At 65.6% G+C, this 15,490-nt stretch carries 14 protein-coding genes and 2 tRNA genes; 6 read left to right on the top strand and 10 right to left on the bottom strand.

All coding sequences use genetic code 11. The features are described 5' to 3' along the window. Position 1 precedes the first annotated feature (1 nt). The 9 genes from AC6LJY_RS00610 to glyA are packed head-to-tail and all read right to left on the bottom strand — an operon-like array spanning position 2 to position 11,238. A complete protein-coding gene (locus AC6LJY_RS00610; RefSeq protein ID WP_319309115.1) occupies positions 2 to 1,159 on the bottom strand; it encodes an FAD-binding oxidoreductase in 1,158 nt (385 codons plus the stop codon). Positions 1,160 to 1,168: 9 nt separating this feature from the next. After that, the gene (locus AC6LJY_RS00605; protein WP_498135067.1) at positions 1,169 to 2,446 is read right to left on the bottom strand and encodes an aromatic ring-hydroxylating oxygenase subunit alpha; all 1,278 of its coding nucleotides are present in this window, start codon (positions 2,444 to 2,446) and stop codon (positions 1,169 to 1,171) included. Positions 2,447 to 2,454: 8 nt separating this feature from the next. Beyond that, positions 2,455 to 3,222: an electron transfer flavoprotein subunit beta/FixA family protein gene (locus AC6LJY_RS00600; RefSeq protein WP_498135066.1), complete on the bottom strand. Its 768-nt coding sequence runs from the start codon at positions 3,220 to 3,222 to the stop codon at positions 2,455 to 2,457. After that, the gene (locus AC6LJY_RS00595) at positions 3,215 to 4,441 is read right to left on the bottom strand and encodes an electron transfer flavoprotein subunit alpha/FixB family protein (RefSeq protein ID WP_319309121.1); all 1,227 of its coding nucleotides are present in this window, start codon (positions 4,439 to 4,441) and stop codon (positions 3,215 to 3,217) included. Before AC6LJY_RS00595 ends, AC6LJY_RS00600 begins: the two co-directional genes overlap by 8 nt. Continuing rightward, positions 4,441 to 6,339, bottom strand: a complete 1,899-nt coding sequence (locus AC6LJY_RS00590; protein ID WP_498135065.1) for a (Fe-S)-binding protein — start codon at positions 6,337 to 6,339, stop codon at positions 4,441 to 4,443. Before AC6LJY_RS00590 ends, AC6LJY_RS00595 begins: the two co-directional genes overlap by 1 nt. A gap of 2 nt (positions 6,340 to 6,341) precedes the next feature. Continuing rightward, positions 6,342 to 8,405, bottom strand: coding sequence for an oxidoreductase (locus AC6LJY_RS00585; protein WP_498135064.1), 2,064 nt, complete (start codon positions 8,403 to 8,405; stop codon positions 6,342 to 6,344). Positions 8,406 to 8,412: 7 nt separating this feature from the next. Next, a complete protein-coding gene (locus AC6LJY_RS00580) occupies positions 8,413 to 8,934 on the bottom strand; it encodes a DUF5943 domain-containing protein (RefSeq protein ID WP_314357884.1) in 522 nt (173 codons plus the stop codon). A gap of 12 nt (positions 8,935 to 8,946) precedes the next feature. Then, a complete protein-coding gene (locus tag AC6LJY_RS00575; protein ID WP_498135063.1) occupies positions 8,947 to 9,933 on the bottom strand; it encodes a dipeptidase in 987 nt (328 codons plus the stop codon). Between the two features lie 27 nt (positions 9,934 to 9,960). After that, positions 9,961 to 11,238, bottom strand: a complete 1,278-nt coding sequence (glyA, locus tag AC6LJY_RS00570; RefSeq protein ID WP_046803461.1) for a serine hydroxymethyltransferase — start codon at positions 11,236 to 11,238, stop codon at positions 9,961 to 9,963. A 285-nt stretch (positions 11,239 to 11,523) separates the two neighbouring features. Here glyA and AC6LJY_RS00565 point away from each other — a divergent pair, with 285 nt between their 5' ends. From AC6LJY_RS00565 to AC6LJY_RS00545, 5 genes are all read left to right on the top strand, one after another. Beyond that, a complete protein-coding gene (locus AC6LJY_RS00565; RefSeq protein ID WP_046803463.1) occupies positions 11,524 to 12,603 on the top strand; it encodes a GlxA family transcriptional regulator in 1,080 nt (359 codons plus the stop codon). A 146-nt stretch (positions 12,604 to 12,749) separates the two neighbouring features. Further along, a tRNA-Gly gene (locus AC6LJY_RS00560) sits at positions 12,750 to 12,825 on the top strand. Positions 12,826 to 12,880: 55 nt separating this feature from the next. Then, positions 12,881 to 12,954 (top strand) — tRNA-Cys (locus AC6LJY_RS00555). 100 nt (positions 12,955 to 13,054) lie between these two features. Then, positions 13,055 to 13,372, top strand: coding sequence for a hypothetical protein (locus tag AC6LJY_RS00550; protein ID WP_498135147.1), 318 nt, complete (start codon positions 13,055 to 13,057; stop codon positions 13,370 to 13,372). 2 nt (positions 13,373 to 13,374) lie between these two features. Beyond that, complete coding sequence (locus AC6LJY_RS00545; RefSeq protein WP_498135062.1) at positions 13,375 to 13,965, top strand: DUF2946 family protein; 591 nt, start codon at positions 13,375 to 13,377, stop codon at positions 13,963 to 13,965. Positions 13,966 to 14,024: 59 nt separating this feature from the next. Here AC6LJY_RS00545 and AC6LJY_RS00540 read toward each other — a convergent pair whose 3' ends face one another. Next, complete coding sequence (locus AC6LJY_RS00540) at positions 14,025 to 14,426, bottom strand: DoxX family protein (protein WP_046803545.1); 402 nt, start codon at positions 14,424 to 14,426, stop codon at positions 14,025 to 14,027. Positions 14,427 to 14,554: 128 nt separating this feature from the next. Between AC6LJY_RS00540 and AC6LJY_RS00535 the strand changes: the two genes are divergently transcribed. Further along, complete coding sequence (locus AC6LJY_RS00535; RefSeq protein WP_498135061.1) at positions 14,555 to 15,487, top strand: LysR family transcriptional regulator; 933 nt, start codon at positions 14,555 to 14,557, stop codon at positions 15,485 to 15,487. The last annotated feature ends 3 nt before the right edge of the window (positions 15,488 to 15,490 follow it).

Raw genomic sequence — 15,490 nt, 5'->3', positions numbered from 1 at the left:
TTCATTTGTCGATGAGCAAATTGCTTAACGGCCGGCTGCAGCATAGCAACACCATGCCCTGATCGATTTCGCGTTGTCGGATACCGCCCTGGTGTTGCATGTTGACGTTGCCTTCCAGTAGCCGCACCTTGCACGTGCCGCACAAGCCCTGGGTGCAGGAAGCCGCCATCCGCAAACCCGCAGCGCGCGCGGCCTCCAGCAACGGCTGGTCGGCCGCGCAGGCAATGGTGCGGTCGCTTTGCTGGAAGCGGATGCTGTAGGTAGTGGTGTCCGTGGCGGTATCTGTGGCGGTATCTGTGGCGGCATCGGCGGCCCTGGGCGGGTTCGGCGGCGACGCGTCGTTGCGCGCCGTCGCCGCATCAGACAGCGTTTCAAACGAGAAGCTCTCTTCGTGATGACGCGCCATGTCAAAACCCACCGTGCGCAGCATCTGGCTTACCGCCTGCATATACGGCGCGGGGCCGCAGACGAAGATCTCGCGCTGCCGGAAATCAGGCGCAATCAATTCCAGCAAGGGCAGGCTCAAGCGGCCGGTCAAGCCGTGCCACCCGGTGTGCTCGCCCAGGCTTTCGCAGATGAAGTGCGCGCGAAAGTGGCGCTGGCTAGCGGCAAACAGCGCAATCTCGCGGCCGAAGATGATGTCGTCGGGCGTGCGGGCGCTATGCACGAATACCGTGTCGCGGTCGTCGCAAAGGTCGCGATGGGTGCGCGCCATGGACATCAACGGTGTAATGCCCGACCCGGCCGACAGGAACAGATATCGCTCGGCCGGATGCAAGGCGGACGAAAACACGCCCGCCGGACCCAGCACGCGCAACGGGTCGCCCACCTCCAGGCAGTCATGCAGCCAGTTCGACGCCTTTCCGCCCGGCACGCGCTTGACGGTGATGGACAGGGTATGCGGCCGCGTCGGCGGCGACGATATCGTGTAGCAACGGTTCAGGCGTTCGCCGTCGATATCCAGCTCAAACGTCAAAAACTGCCCCGGCGAAAACTGGAACGCATGGCCAGCGCGCGAGCGGAAATAGAAGCTCTTGACGTCGGCGGTCTCTTGCCGCACCTGGCAGCACAGCAGGGTTTCTTCGATGTCGCAGTCCCACGGGGAAGGCAGCCGCTGCCAGAATTCGGGCTGATGAATACGTAAAAGCGCGTGCGGCATGGCGGTCTCCTAATCCAGATAATGGGCCGCCAGGCGGCCGACATACCAGTTGCAGAACTTGTCGACCAGGCTTTCGGTAAACGGCGAATACGGCCCGGGCTGGTACGCGGGGCTGCGCACACCCTGCTGCGAGATCTCGACCAGCGCACGGTCCTGTGCATTGGTGGCCCGCCACACGGCCGTCAGGTTCTGGACGTCGTAATCCACGTTTTCCACCGCGTCCTTGTGCACCAGCCAGCGCGTGCGCACCAGGGTCTTTTCCGGCCCCAGCGGCAGCGCCGAGAACGCGACGATGTGGTCGCTCATGAAGTGGAACCACGCGTTGGGCTGCGTCCACAGCGACAAGCCGCCCAGGTCGCGGCGCGTCAGGGTTCCCAACAGTTTCTTCGAGGCCGCGTTGCCGTCCAGCGTCTGCGACTCGCCGGCCAGATCCAGCGGCAGGCGCCGCACCCGATAGCCCGTCACGCAGCTGTCCAGCGCTTCGCGCTCGGCGCTGGGCAGGCCGGCGGCTTCCCATTCGCGGCAACGCGCGGCCGACATTTGCTCGAACTGATCCATTTGCGCGGCGTTGGACAGCGAGGGCTGGTAGCCGTAGCCAAACTCGAACAGCGAGACGGTCAGTTCGGGATGGTTGACGGCGCAGTGGTAGCACTCGCGGTTGTTCTCCATCGTGAGCTTCCAGTTGCAGTCTTCGACGATATCGATCTGCGCGGCGACCTTGGTTTCGCGCAATTGATGGGGCCGCAGATAAGGTTCCACCTGCGCGCGCATCATCGCGAAGTCGTCGGGCGCGTCCGGGCTCAGGCAGACGAAGATCAGGCCGCTCAAGGTTTCCACGCGGACAGGCTTCAGGCTGTAGAGGCTTTTGTCGAAGTCTTCGCCCATGTGTTCCGCGTAGGCCAGCTTGCCGTTCAAGGTGTAGGTCCACTGGTGGTAGGAACAGACCAGATTGCCGACCGAACCCTGCGGCGTCACGCACAGGCGCGCGCCGCGATGCCGGCAGACGTTGTGATAGCCGCGCACCTGCCCGTCGTCGTCGCGCACCAGCACCACGGACTGCCGGCCGATGTCGACGGTGAGGTAATCGCCGGGCTCGGGGATGTCGGGCTCAACCGCCACGAACAGCCAGTGCCGGCCGAAGATGGCTTCCATGTCCATGTCGTACACGGCCGGACTCAGATAGAAGTCGGCGTCCAGGCTATAGCCCGGCCGGCGCGCGGCGATCAGCTTGCGTAGCGATGCATCGATAGGGGGTCGCACCGCGCAAACCTGCTGGATGATGGTCATGTTCCACCTCAGTAGTCGATCAGGCTGTGGGTGCGCAGGTAGTCGATGACCGCCTGCGCCTTTTCGTCGGGGGTTCCTTCGGTGATGACTGTGCCGCCACGGCTTTCCATCGTGATGGCCGCCAGCAGGCGCGCGCGCCCCGACCGCGATTCACGCGCCGCCAACTTGCGCGGGCTGCCCGTGGCGGCCTCGATGCGCGTGGCGGCCAGCGCCGCGGCCGGAACCTTGGGCACGTGCGTCGTCACCTGCCCGGCGCGCTCTTGCGCATAGACGTGCCGCACGTCGAACGCCGCCAGCGGATGCACGGCCACCACCGCGGGCAGGGTTGCGGCCACTTCCCGCCGCCGCCCTTTGGGCAGGCATTGCTGCGTGACGACGCTGCCCGCGTCGATGCGGGCCGACAGTACGGCGGGCAACAAAGGCAGGTGCCGTTTCTGCGCTACCAGATAGGGCAACAGGCCGCTGCCGTCGCCGCCTTCCGCGCGCGTGCCGCACAGCACCAGGTCGTACCCGCGCACGTGCTCGGCCAATGCCTCCGCAACGTCGCGCCCCGGCGGCACGTCGATGGCATGGACCGTCGGCGCGCCCAGCGCCAGGTAGTCGCGCAGCGCCGGATCGGCCGGGTTGCCAGCGTGGACAACGTCAACGTTGGCCTCGCCGCTTGCCATCGTCCGCGCCAAGGCCAGGGCCAAGGCGTCATTGCGGCTGAAGCGGGCCGCCCCGCTGACCGGGTGCGCGCCAACCGATACCAGTACCGCAATGCGCAGGTCAGCCATCGGGAGCCTCGCGATGTCGATGCGCGCCTCGCGCCTGCTTGACGCGGGCGAGCAGCGCCCGCGCCACGCGTTGGGTATCGTCGATGATGCTGAGGTCGGCGCGCCGGACCAGCGGCGCGGCGGCGTCCAGGTTGATCGCAATCACATGGCGGCAGTCTTTGATGCCTTGCAGATGCTGCACCGCGCCCGATATGCCGAACGCCAGGTAGGCGCTGGCGCTGACGGTTTTTCCCGTTGCGCCGATCTGCTGGCCCCGCGCGAATCGCCCGTCATCCACGGCCACACGGCTGGCGCCGATGGCCGCGCCAAGCTCATCGGCCAGCGCATGAAAGCCTTCCAGGTCGCGCATGCCGTTACCGGCGGACACGATCAGGTCGGCCTCTTCCAGGTCCACTTCCGTGGCGGGCAGCGTGCGCGTGCCATGGTCACGGTAGGCCGATGTCATCGGTAGCGGCATGACGCGAGCGGCTTCTCCGTGGCCCACGAAGGGCAAGCGATCATCGACGGCGTCCGGGGCCAGCAACACGATGCGGGGCAAGGCGCGCCGCGTGCGTCTTGGACCCGTGTGTTGGGGGGTGGGCAGGTTCGGCGGGTTCGGCACGCTCGGCGACCGCGACAGGCCGACGTGAGCCGACGCGACCGGCGTCGATGCCGCGCGGCCGAAGGCGCCACGTCCCACGGCCACCTGGCGATACGGGCTGGCCACTCCGTCGCGGCTCAGTTCCACGACGTGCGTGGCGACCGTGTCGCGCGTGGCGGCGGCCAGGCGTCGGCCCAGGTCGCCGTCGGGCAGCCCGTTGTCGGGCAGGAAGACGTGCAGCGGGCGGTCGCGCTCCATCAGCGCCAGCACCACGGCCAGTTCGGCGTCGGGTGCATAGGCCGGCGGCGCGGCAATGACGGTCAGCCTGTCCGCGCCCAAGTCGGCGGCATCACCCTGGAATTCTCCAAACACCAGCAGGTGGACCCAGGTGTCGTGCGCGGCCAGCAGTGCGGCGGCCGCCACCGCTTGGCAAGCGTGGGCGTCCAGCTGCCCGCGATCACTATGCGCCACCGCCAGCACGCAGCGCAACGCTTCGGTGGCGCGTACCGGCTTGTGCACGGTGCGCGCTTGCCGGCCAATGGCATCGCCCGAGGGGTCGGCGCCAAGCACCAGGCGGCGAATACCCGAAGGCGCCACGGTGTACTGCCTGCGCGGGTCGATTCTGCGGATCGGGTTCATCATGCCTCCAAGGCGTCGGCGACAAGTTCGGCGATGTCTCGCACGTCGGGGCGGGGGCCGACCACGCCCTCCAGCATGGCCGTGCAATTGGGACAGGCCACCGCCACCAGGCTCGCGCCGGTATCGCGCGCGTCCTGGATACGGATGTCGGGAATGCGGCGCTCGCCGGGAATATCCGTCAACGCCGCTCCCCCGCCCGCGCCGCAGCAGCGCGCGTTCAAGCCATGGCGTTCCATTTCGTTGATACGCAGGCCCAGTCGGCGCAACAACTTGCGCGGCGCCTCGGTTTCACCGTTGTAGCGGCCCAGGTAGCAGGGGTCGTGATACGTCAGGATGCGCGCGTCGTCAGCCGGCTTGAATCGCAGCCGCCCGGCGTCCGCCAATTCGGCAAGCAGGCTGGTGTGATGCTGCACCTGGTACAGGCCGCCCAGCGCGGGATATTCATTGCGCAGGCTGTGCAGGATGTGCGGGTCGGCCGTGACGATGCGCGTAAAGCTCAGGCCCGCCAGCGTCTGGATCAGGCGCGTGGCCAGCACCTGGAACGTGGCTTCGTCGCCCAGCCGACGGGCAATGTCGCCGGTGTCGGTTTCGCGGTCGCCCAGCACCGCGAAATCCACACCGCCCGCGTGCATCGCCTTGACCAGCGCGCGCAGGCTGCGTTGGTATCGCAGTCCGAAGGCGCCCTCGCCGACGATCAGCAACACGTCCACGGCCTGGTCCGGCTGTATCCACGGCACGTTAAGGTCCACCGCCCAGTGGTGGCGCGCGCCCAGGTCATAGCCGCCTGCCGTGCCGGTCTCGCGCAGGTTGGCCAGGACGGTGGGCGCCGTCCCGGGCGCGGCGCCGTGCTGCAACGTCTGCTGGCGACGCATATCGATCACGGCGTCCACGTGTTCGATCAGCATGGGGCATTCGTGTACACAGGCCCTGCACGTGGTGCAGGCCCACAGCGTCTCGGCCGCCACCAGGCCGGGCACTAGCGGTTTGTCCGCCGCGCCTTCGCGTGCGCCGACGGGCACACCCGGCATCGGGCTGCCGGTATAGGCGGCGTCCGACCCGCCCGCCATGCCGACGACCATGTCCTGTATCAACTTCTTGGGGTTCAGCGGTTGCCCGGCGGCGAAGGCGGGACACGCGGCTTCACACTTGCCGCACTGCACGCACGCATCGAAACTTAGCAGTTGGTTCCAGGCGAAGGCGGCCGGTTTGCCCACGCCCAGGGGCTCGGCCGTCGGGTCGCCGCCCAGCGCCAGCGGGCGCAGGGCCGCTTTCTGGCCGGGCAACGCGCGGCCGAAGCGTTCTGGCCGGGGGTGAAAAGCCAGGTGCAGCAGGCCGGCCAGCGCATGTTTCATGGGACCGCCACGCGCCATGCCGACCGTCAGCTCCCAGGCGCCCAGCGTCAGCAGCGCCACGGTGCCCAGGCCGGCCGCGCCCGCCAGCCAGGGCGCGGACACGCCGCCCAGCAGCAACAGGCCCAGTGCCAATGCGCCCAGCATCCACGGCAGGCGGTCCCACAGGCCGCGCGACAGGCGCTTGGGCGGTTTGCGACGGCGGTGCCAGACGAATATCAGCCCGCCCAGCATCACCAGGGCGGCCACGGCAATGGCCATATCCAACACGGGCGAGTACAGCGCCAGGCCGTAGTTGATGGCCACCAGCACCATGGCCGCGACCGCGCCGCCCGCCGTCGCCACATGAGTCCGGGCGATGTACGGGTCGCGCGCCACCACGCGATGCAGGTCGACAAAATAGCGCTTGGGCACCGCCAACAAATCCAGCCAGCGCACCGGCGCGGCCCGGCCCACGCGCCACAAGGCAGCCCGCCGCCATCCGCCGACGCAGACCCCAAGCAGCGACACCCAGAACAGTGCGGTAACCACGACGGCAAACTGTTCCATGGTCAAAAGTCCTTGCACAGCCGCAATGCGTCATAGATGGCGGCGTGGATGTTGTGCATCGACACGCAATCGCCCACCCGAAACAGCAGGAAACGGCCGTCGCCCAGAGGCTGGCCCAGCGCGGGCTGCGGGTCGGCCGCGTACAAGGCGTGCAGGTCGGTCTGGCCCATGTTGACGGACTTGCGCTTGAGCATGCCGTACAGCGCGTCATTGGGCACGATGCCGTTTTCAATGACCACCTGATCCACCACGCGCTCTTCGCGGTCTTCGGTATATTCGTTGCGCAGCAGCGCCACCTTCTTGTCGCCTTCCGCACTGACGCGTTCAAGCCAGTGGTTGGGCGTCAGCACGACCTGCTGCGCATACAGGCGGCGGTAGAAGATCGGGAACGTGGTGCCGCCCACGTCCTCGGCCACCTTGGTGTCGGGCGTAACGATCTCGACGTGCGCACCCCGGCTGGCCAGGAAGTCGGCTACCCCCGCCCCCGCGTGGGTGCTGACCCCGTCGTACACCAACACGTTTTTCGCGGGCTCGACCTGGCCGGAAAGTATGTCCCAGGAGCTCACGGCCAGACCGCGCGCCACGCCCCAGCCCTGGTGTTCGTAAACGTGGCTGAGTCCGCCGGTGGCCAACACAACAATATCCGGGCGCTGCGCCAACACCATTTCTTCGGTTGCCAGCGCGCCCAGGCGGCAGTCCACACCCAGGCGCTTGAGCTCCAGCGCGAACCACCGCACGATGCCGTCCATCTGTTCGCGCTGCGGCGCCTTGGCCGCCAGCAGAATCTGGCCGCCAATGCCGGCGGCGCGTTCAAACAGCACGACTTCATGCCCGCGCTCGGCGCACACGCGCGCGGCTTCCATGCCTGCGGGCCCCGCGCCAACCACCACCACTTTTCGCTCCACGCCGCGCGATCGCGCGATCACGTGCGGCATGGTTTCTTCACGAGCCGTTGCCGCGTTCTGGATGCACAGCACGTCCAGCCCGTCGTACTGCCTGTCGATACAGTAGTTGGCGCCCACGCATTGTTTGATCTCGTCTTCGCGGTCGTCGCGGATCTTCACGACCAGATGCGGGTCGGCGATATGCGCGCGCGTCATGCCCACCAGATCCGCATGGCCGGCTGCCAGCAGCCGTTCGGCCTGCACCGCGTCGCGGATGCTTTGTGCATGCATCACCGGTATCCGGACCACCGATTTGATGCCGGCCGCCAGGTGGGCGAAGGGTTCGGGCGGCAACGCCATCGGCGGCATGCAGTTGGCCAGGGAATTGTGCGTGTCGGCGCCGGAGCCGATGACGCCGAGGTAATCGATCAGGCCGGTGTCCGCCATGGCCTGGGCAATTTCGCGCAGCGCCTCGTGGTCGAGTCCATCGTCGTGGAATTCGTCGCCGCACATGCGCAGGCCCACGCAGAAATCGGCGCCAACCGCCTCGCGCACGGCGTGCAGCACGTCCAGCCCGAAGCGCAGACGGTTGCGCAGGCTGCCGCCATAGGCGTCGGTACGAAAGTTGGTGCGCGGGCTCCAGAACTGGTCGATCAGATGCTGGTGCGCGGCGGATATCTCGATGCCATCCATGCCGGCCTGCTGCACCCGCTTTGCCGCGGCGGCAAAGTCGCTGATGATGCGGCCGATCTCTTCGACTTCAATCGTCTTGGCGTTGCCCCGATGCACGGGCTCGCGCACACCGGACGGCGACAGCAAATGCGGCCAATGCTCCCCGTGCCATGCCGAACGCCGGCCCATGTGCGTTGCCTGGATCATCACCTTGGCGCCGTGGCGATGCATGGCTTCGCTAAGTCTGGCCAACGGTTCGATGACGCGGTCGGTGGTCAGGTTGACCGACCGCCACCACCCTTGCGGGCTATCCAGCGACACGGGGCTGGAGCCGCCGCAGATGGCCAGGCCAAGGCCGCCCTTGGCCTTTTCTTCGTAGTAGGCAATGTAGCGGTCGCCCGGCAAGCCGCCCGGGTCCGCGTGCACTTCGGCGTGCGCGGTGCTGACGATGCGATTGCGCAGCACCAGGCGGTTCAGCGTCAGTGGCGCAAACAGGTGGGGATAACGCATGCCGGCCTCAGGTGATGGGGCTAACGGTGAACTCGCAGTGCGCGTGCCCTTCGGCGGCGCATTGGCTTTCCACGCACTGGGCGCGCGTGGCGCCGCCGTGCTGGTCGGCCACCCAGTCCATCGCCCCCGCGAACCATCCGGCAAACATGTGGCAGCGCTTGCCCTCGCCCTGGGGCTGGCCCAGCACGAATGCGGAATGGCGCAGCACGATGCGCGCCGTCATCGCGGTGGGGTCCGCGTCCGTCAGCCGGAACAGCCCCCAGCCGCGCTGCGACAGCCGCATCAGGTAGTGTTCATAAACCGCCAGCCCGCTCAGGCGATGCTCGCGCGACTCTTCATTGCACCAGTGGTAGGCCGAGCGGTGCCCGGCGTCGTACAGAATGCGCGCGTAGGCCTCCCGGCCCAACGCCGCCTCCACCGCCGTGTGGTTGTTGATGAAGAAATGGCGCGGCACATACAGCATCGGCATGCCGTCCGTGCTCCACACGCCCGTCTGTTCGTTGACGTCGATCGGAAGCTGGGGATTCATGTTGGTTGCTCCTTAAGCCGCCGGCGCGTCGGCAGGCCAGACGTCGCCAAATACGCGCAGCCAGTTTTCGCCGAGTATTTTTCGGATGTGGATTTCGCTCCAGCCCGCGCGCTGCATCGCATCGGTCAGGTTGGGAAATTGGCCTATCGTCTGGATGCCTTCGGGGTTGCGGATGGCACCGAAGTCCGTCAGCCGGCGGTACCGGCCCTTGTCATGCGTCAGCCAATCAAAAAACGGCTGTCCGTAGCCTTGGGTGAAATCGGTGCCGATGCCCACCGCGTCTTCGCCCACCAGATTCACGACGTAGCCGATGGCTTCGACGTAGTCGTCCACCGTGGCTTGCACGCCGCGCTTGAGGAACGGCGGGAACATCGTCACGCCGATGAAGCCGCCGCGTTCCGCGATAAACCGCAGCTGCGCGTCGCTTTTATTGCGCGGGTGTTCTTTCAGGCCCGCCGGCAGGCAGTGCGAATAGCAAACGGGCCGGGTCGATGCCAGGATCGCCTCTTCCGAGGTTTGGGCGCCCACGTGCGACAGGTCAACCATGATGCCGACGCGGTTCATCTCGGCGATGACTTCGCGGCCGTAACCGGACAAGCCGCCGTCGCGCTCATAGCAGCCGGTGCCGATCAGGTTCTGCGTGTTGTAGCAAAGCTGGACCACGCGCACGCCCATGTCGGCAAAAGCTTCGATGGCGCCCAGATTGTCTTCGAACGCCTGGCCGTTCTGAAAGCCAAGAATGATGCCCGTCTTGCCGTCGCGCTTGGCGCGGCGGATATCGTCCGTGGTGCGCACTAACGTGACCAGATCCTCGTTGGCGCGGATCAGGGCTTTCATGGCGGCAATGTTCGAGACCGTTTGCTCGAACCCTTCCCACACCGACACCGTGCAGTTGGCCGCGGTCAGGCCGCCTTGCTTCATGTCTTCAAAAACGGACCGATCCCATTTCGAGATGATCAGGCCGTCGATAACCATGCTTTTCTGATGCAGCGTAACCATGGGATTTCCCCCCCGATGTTGTGCCGCTTAGTAGATGGGATGGCGCTGGCACAGCGCGTGGACTTCAGCTCGAATGCGTCGTTCGGTTGCTTCGTGTTCGTCGGGGCTGGTGGCCAGCATGTCCACGACATGCACGATCATTTCGCCCACGGCGCGAAACTCGTCTTCGCCAAACCCGCGCGAGGTGGCGGCCGGCGTGCCCAGCCGGATGCCGGAAGTGACCGACGGCTTTTGCGTATCGAACGGAATGCCGTTCTTGTTGCACGTGATGCCGGCGCGTTCCAGCGTGCGCTCCACATGCGCGCCGGTCAGCCCCTTGGAACGCAGGTCGAGCAGCAGCAGGTGGTTGTCGGTGCCGCCGGAAACCAGGTCGATGCCGCCTTCACGCAGCACGTCGCCCAGCACGTCGGCGTTTGCCAGCACGCGGTCGATGTAGCGTTTGAAGTCCGTATGCAGCGCCTCGCCGAAGGCCACCGCCTTGGCCGCCACCACGTGCATCAGGGGTCCGCCCTGCAAGCCGGGAAACACGGCGGAATTGATTTTCTTGGCGATGGCGCCATCATTGGTCAGGATGAAGCCGCCGCGCGGACCCCGCAGGGTCTTGTGCGTGGTGGACGTGACGACATGTGCGTGCGGCACCGGGCTGGGGTGCCTGCCCGCCGCCACCAGGCCCGCGATATGCGCCATGTCGACCATCAGCATGGCGCCGGCCTCGTCGGCGATCTGGCGAAAGCGGGCAAAGTCCGGCTGCCTGGGATAGGCTGAAAACCCCGCGATGATGAGCTTGGGCCGATGCTCCAGCGCCAGTCGCCGGACCTCGTCGTAATCGATCAGGCTGTCTTCCCGGCGCACGCCGTACTGCACCGCGTTGAACCACTTGCCCGACATTGCCGGCCGTGCGCCGTGGGTCAGGTGCCCGCCGGCATCCAGCGACATGCCCAGCACGGTGTCGCCGGGTTCCAGCAGCGCCAGCATCACCGCGCCGTTGGCCTGCGCGCCGGAATGCGGTTGCACGTTGGCGTAGTCGGCGTGAAACAGTTCGCGTACGCGCAGCAGCGCCAGCGACTCGACCTCGTCCACGTGGTCGCAGCCGCCGTAATAGCGCCGGCCGACGTAGCCTTCGGCGTACTTGTTGGTCAGCACCGAACCCTGCGCTTGCAACACGGCGCGCGACACCAGGTTTTCGGACGCGATCAGCTCGATCTGGGTTTGCTGGCGGCGCAGTTCCCGGTCCTGCATGGCCATCACGACGGGATCGCGCTTGTCGAGCGGCGAGGAGAAGAACGGGGATGAAGACTGGAACATGTCGACCTGCCTGAAGGAGCAATGACGTTCAAGAATCCGGCGTAAGCGGGGCCTGTGAAGCATTCTTTCTTAAAGGTCATGTGCACTGTTATCTGAACCGGACCACATCTTGTCCGATTACGACAGGGGGTCGCACAGCGCGCAAAGGCATATGTCGTAATCCTCTGCAATTTTCGTATTGTTCCTAAGGGCAGACGCGTCCGGCTGGCCTACGATTGCAACGGTCAACTGCCGGAAGGTCAGTACCGGCATTCAGTCCGTGTATTCCTACCAAGGAGCCTAGCCATGACTGCACGTTCGCCAAACCGTGATCGCCGGCACCTGCGCCACTTCGGTTTCCTGCCCTTGCCGCAGTTCACGATGCTGTCGTTCTCGACGGCGATTGAAGTGCTGCGCATGGCCAACCACCTGTTGGGCCGGCAGTATTACCGTTGGTCGGTGGTAGCGCCGTCATGCGGACCCATCACGGCCAGCAATGGCTTGCAGGTGCACGCAGACGTGCTGGACGAGGCCACTTTGCCCGACGCCGTGTTCGTTTGCGGGGGCAAGCGCAACCGCGTGGACAACGACCCGGCCACGCGAGACTGGCTGCGGCGCCTGGCGGCGTGCGACGTAACGTTGGGCAGCCTGTGCACCGGCGCGCACACGCTGATGCAGGCCGGTCTGCTCAACGGCTATACCTGCGCCATGCACTGGGAAGACCTGGTCGCGCTGCGCAGCGAATTTCCGCATAGCAGGCTGTCGCACAAGCTGTTCGTTATCGATCGCGACCGTATTACCTGTACAGGCGGCACCGCGCCGCTGGACATGATGCTTAACCTGGTGGGCGAATCCGTGGGACCGGCCATCGTCGCGCTGATCGCTAACCAATTCACCATCGGGCATGTGCGCGACCACAAGGACAGGCAACGCATGCCGACGTCGATCCGCATGCCCGCCTCGCATCCCGCGCTGGCAGAGGTGATCGCGCTGATGGAGGTCAATCTGAAAGAGCCGCTGTCGCTGGAGGAACTGGCGCAATTGTCGGGCGCATCGCAGCGGCAACTGCAACGCCTGTTCCGCGAGCACCTGGGTACGACGCCCAAGCAACATTATCTGAGCCTGCGCCTGCGGCATGCGCGGGCACTGCTGCGGCAGACGCCGATGTCGATCACGCACATCACCACCGCATGCGGATTTCAATCGCCTTGCCATTTCAGCAAGACCTACCGCGCGGTCTATGGCGCGGCGCCCAGCTCGGAACGCCGCAATCCCCGCACGTTCGACCATGACGCCCATGGGCCGGGTTTTGCCTCGGCGATAGGCGCGGAAACCGGGCCCGACGCTTTTTTTCTTCGCCCCACGCGCCCCGCTACACAAGCCTGAAATTCTGTGTATAATCGCTGTCTTTGGTGGACACGGCCTTTGAGAAAAGCTTCTCAAACTTCACCAAAACCGGTGGCGGTTCCAGCAGGAATTTCCTTCGGCAAAGCAGGAAATACAGCAAAAGCAATGGCTGTAAGCAGTACCCCGCGGGAGTAGCTCAGTTGGTAGAGCGCAACCTTGCCAAGGTTGAGGTCGCGAGTTCGAGACTCGTCTCCCGCTCCAAATACAAGAAGGAAGCATCGGCCAACACCGCGCTTCCTTTTTTCTTGCAAGTGCTGGCGCAATGGCAGAGTGGTTATGCAGCGGATTGCAAATCCGTGTACGTCGGTTCGATTCCGGCTTGCGCCTCCAGCATCTTTCCCCCCTCCCCCCAGCATCTCGTTACGCATCCCTACGCGCTGACAATCGAATGATTGCTAAGGTGACGCCGTTTTCCATTGACGTCGACACTATGCACCGCATTCTGAATTTTCGCGCTCGTTTCCCCGTGCTTGCCCTGTCCGCCGCCGCGATGTTGACGTTGGCGCCGATAGCGGCCGAAGCCGACTCCGACCGCCATCATCATCGCCATGGGCGTGAGTACAAAGAAAAGTACTGGGATGGCGCGTGCAAGGTCGAGCGCAAATGGAAGCGCAACGGCGAATATCAGGAAAAGCGCAAGTGCCGCGATGACTATCGCGAAGGCTATTACGCCGCGCCGCAGGTCGTAATGCCTATGCCCGCGCCTGCCATCGTCATCACCCCGCCTTCAATCATCATCCGGCCCTGAACATGGATCAATCGGTGAAGGACGCCATTGCCCGCTGGCCCAACGTGCCGGCCGTGTATGGCTGGCTGTCGCTGGACGGGCGCGGGCGCTGGCGGCTGCATCCGCAGGGGCAGGCTGCGCAAGGCGGGCCCGGCGAATCCATCACCAATGCCCAGATCCTGGATTTCATGAATCGGAATTATGAACACGATGACGCGGGCCGCTGGTTTTTCCAGAACGGCCCGCAGCGCGTGTTCGTGCGGCTGGATGGCGCGCCCTTCGTGCTGCGCCTGAACGACGACAATCACGGGTTGCGCACGCACACGGATGCAGCGGTCGACGCCGTCAGCGCCTGGTGGCTGGACGATGGCGGCCAGCTATATGCGTCCACGGCGGCGGGCGCCGGGCTGGTTCTGGACCGTGATCTGCCCGCCTTGCTGGAAAAACTGTCGACCGGAGACGGCGCGCCGGTCCTGAACGCCCTGGCAAGCTTGGCGCCTGACGCTGAGATCACCGTGTCATGGCCGGGCGTCTACGCCCCCGCGCCGCTGCGCGCGATCACGCGGCAGGAGGTGGCGCGCCGCCTGGGCTTCGAGCCAAATCCGGCCGCGTAGCGCCAGATCTGCGGCGGGGCACACGGGGCGCCTACTGGCAACACAAGGCGTTGCGGGAATCAGCCCCGGCCGCTTTTGACCAGGGCAAATTTGCCATCGCCCAGCAGCATCAGCACGGCGGCCGCCACGGTCAGGAAGATGGGATATTCCCAGCCGCCGCCCGCGTTGCCAAAGCCCCAGCCGTTGCCAAAGTGCACGGTCGACGCTACGAACAACTGCACCACCGCAATGGCCGCCACCCAGCGGGGCACGATGCCCAGGATAAGCAGCACGCCCGCGCCCACTTCAAAGAACGTGACCGGATAGGCCAGCCAGCCGGCAAAGCCGATCTTGGCGAAGAACTGGGCGGTGCCGGGCAGCGTGAAGACCAGCAGCTTGGTCAGGCCGTGGGCCAGGAACATGACGCCAAGCGCCACGCGCAGCAACAGCGCGGCATAGGGAGCGGTACGGGTATCGATCATGGCAAATCCTTCTGGGTAGCGCGGATCGTCCAAGACCGGACGATGCATCAGGCCGCCATTCTTACGATTCCAAAAACAAAGATAAATAGGCAGAATTGCAAATTATTGTTCCCCGATAGGAAACAATCTTGGACACTCACATCGCCATGCAGACCTACGCCAAGGTCGTCGAGCTTGGCTCGTTCGCGGCAGCCGCCGACAAGATGGGCCAGGCGCGTTCGGTCGTGACGCGGCAGATCGCCTACCTGGAACAGAAGTACGGCGTGCGCCTGTTGAACCGCACCACCCGCAAACTCAGCATGACGGACGCGGGGCGCGCCTTCTACGAGCGCGTCCGGCCGATCCTGGCGGAAGTCGCCGACCTGGAGCTGTCGCTACAGGCCGAAGGCCAGCGCCCCAGCGGCCGTTTGCGCGTCAGCGCGCCCGTGTCGTTCGGCATCCTGCACCTGGGGCCGGCCATTGCCGAATACCTGCAACGTTATCCCGACGTCATCATCGACCTGGACCTGAACGACCGCGTGGTGGATCTGGTCGAGGACGGCTACGACGTGGCGGTGCGCATCGGTCCGCTTCAGGATTCATCGTTGGTTGCGCGCCCGCTGGCGCCTCAGCAGTTGCTGGTCTGCGCGGCGCCGGCCTACCTGAAGCAGCACGGCACGCCGACCACCCCGGAAGACTTGAAGCAGCATCGCTGCCTGCACTATTCGTACGCCAGCACCGGCAATGAATGGCATTTCGAGAAGAACGGCGTGACGCATCTGGTTCGGGTGAACGCAGCGCTGCGCGCCAATAACGGCGATGTGCTGCGCACGGCCGCCCTGGCGGGCCACGGCGTTATCCTGCAACCCGAGTTCCTGGTGGGCGACGACATTCGCGCGGGGCGCCTGGTGGCCTTGCTGGCCGACTATGCGCACACGCCCATTTCCATGTACGCCATCTATCCGCATCGCCGCTTCCTGTCGCCCAAGGTCCGCTCTTTTGTCGAGCATCTTGAAGAGCGGTTTGGCGGCAGTGCGCCGGCCGCCCCAGGGGGACGCGCCACGGCGCGCCGCAGCCGTTAGAAT

The organism is Achromobacter sp. RT286_PF (genome assembly GCF_059760425.1).
Note: the sequence above shows the minus strand (reverse complement) of the source record. Positions and strands in the feature narration are given on the sequence as shown.

What these genes read in the sequence shown, in the direction of transcription:
- AC6LJY_RS00585 (WP_498135064.1), bottom strand. Translation starts at nt 8,405, where the DNA reads ATGCGTTATCCCCACCTGTTTGCGCCACTGACGCTGAACCGCCTGGTG.
- AC6LJY_RS00595 (WP_319309121.1), bottom strand. Translation starts at nt 4,441, where the DNA reads ATGAACCCGATCCGCAGAATCGACCCGCGCAGGCAGTACACCGTGGCG.
- AC6LJY_RS00600 (WP_498135066.1), bottom strand. Translation starts at nt 3,222, where the DNA reads ATGGCTGACCTGCGCATTGCGGTACTGGTATCGGTTGGCGCGCACCCG.
- AC6LJY_RS00550 (WP_498135147.1), top strand. Translation starts at nt 13,055, where the DNA reads ATGCACCGCATTCTGAATTTTCGCGCTCGTTTCCCCGTGCTTGCCCTG.
- AC6LJY_RS00605 (WP_498135067.1), bottom strand. Translation starts at nt 2,446, where the DNA reads ATGACCATCATCCAGCAGGTTTGCGCGGTGCGACCCCCTATCGATGCA.
- AC6LJY_RS00575 (WP_498135063.1), bottom strand. Translation starts at nt 9,933, where the DNA reads ATGGTTACGCTGCATCAGAAAAGCATGGTTATCGACGGCCTGATCATC.
- AC6LJY_RS00580 (WP_314357884.1), bottom strand. Translation starts at nt 8,934, where the DNA reads ATGAATCCCCAGCTTCCGATCGACGTCAACGAACAGACGGGCGTGTGG.
- AC6LJY_RS00540 (WP_046803545.1), bottom strand. Translation starts at nt 14,426, where the DNA reads ATGATCGATACCCGTACCGCTCCCTATGCCGCGCTGTTGCTGCGCGTG.
- glyA (WP_046803461.1), bottom strand. Translation starts at nt 11,238, where the DNA reads ATGTTCCAGTCTTCATCCCCGTTCTTCTCCTCGCCGCTCGACAAGCGC.
- AC6LJY_RS00610 (WP_319309115.1), bottom strand. Translation starts at nt 1,159, where the DNA reads ATGCCGCACGCGCTTTTACGTATTCATCAGCCCGAATTCTGGCAGCGG.
- AC6LJY_RS00565 (WP_046803463.1), top strand. Translation starts at nt 11,524, where the DNA reads ATGACTGCACGTTCGCCAAACCGTGATCGCCGGCACCTGCGCCACTTC.
- AC6LJY_RS00545 (WP_498135062.1), top strand. Translation starts at nt 13,375, where the DNA reads ATGGATCAATCGGTGAAGGACGCCATTGCCCGCTGGCCCAACGTGCCG.
- AC6LJY_RS00590 (WP_498135065.1), bottom strand. Translation starts at nt 6,339, where the DNA reads ATGGAACAGTTTGCCGTCGTGGTTACCGCACTGTTCTGGGTGTCGCTG.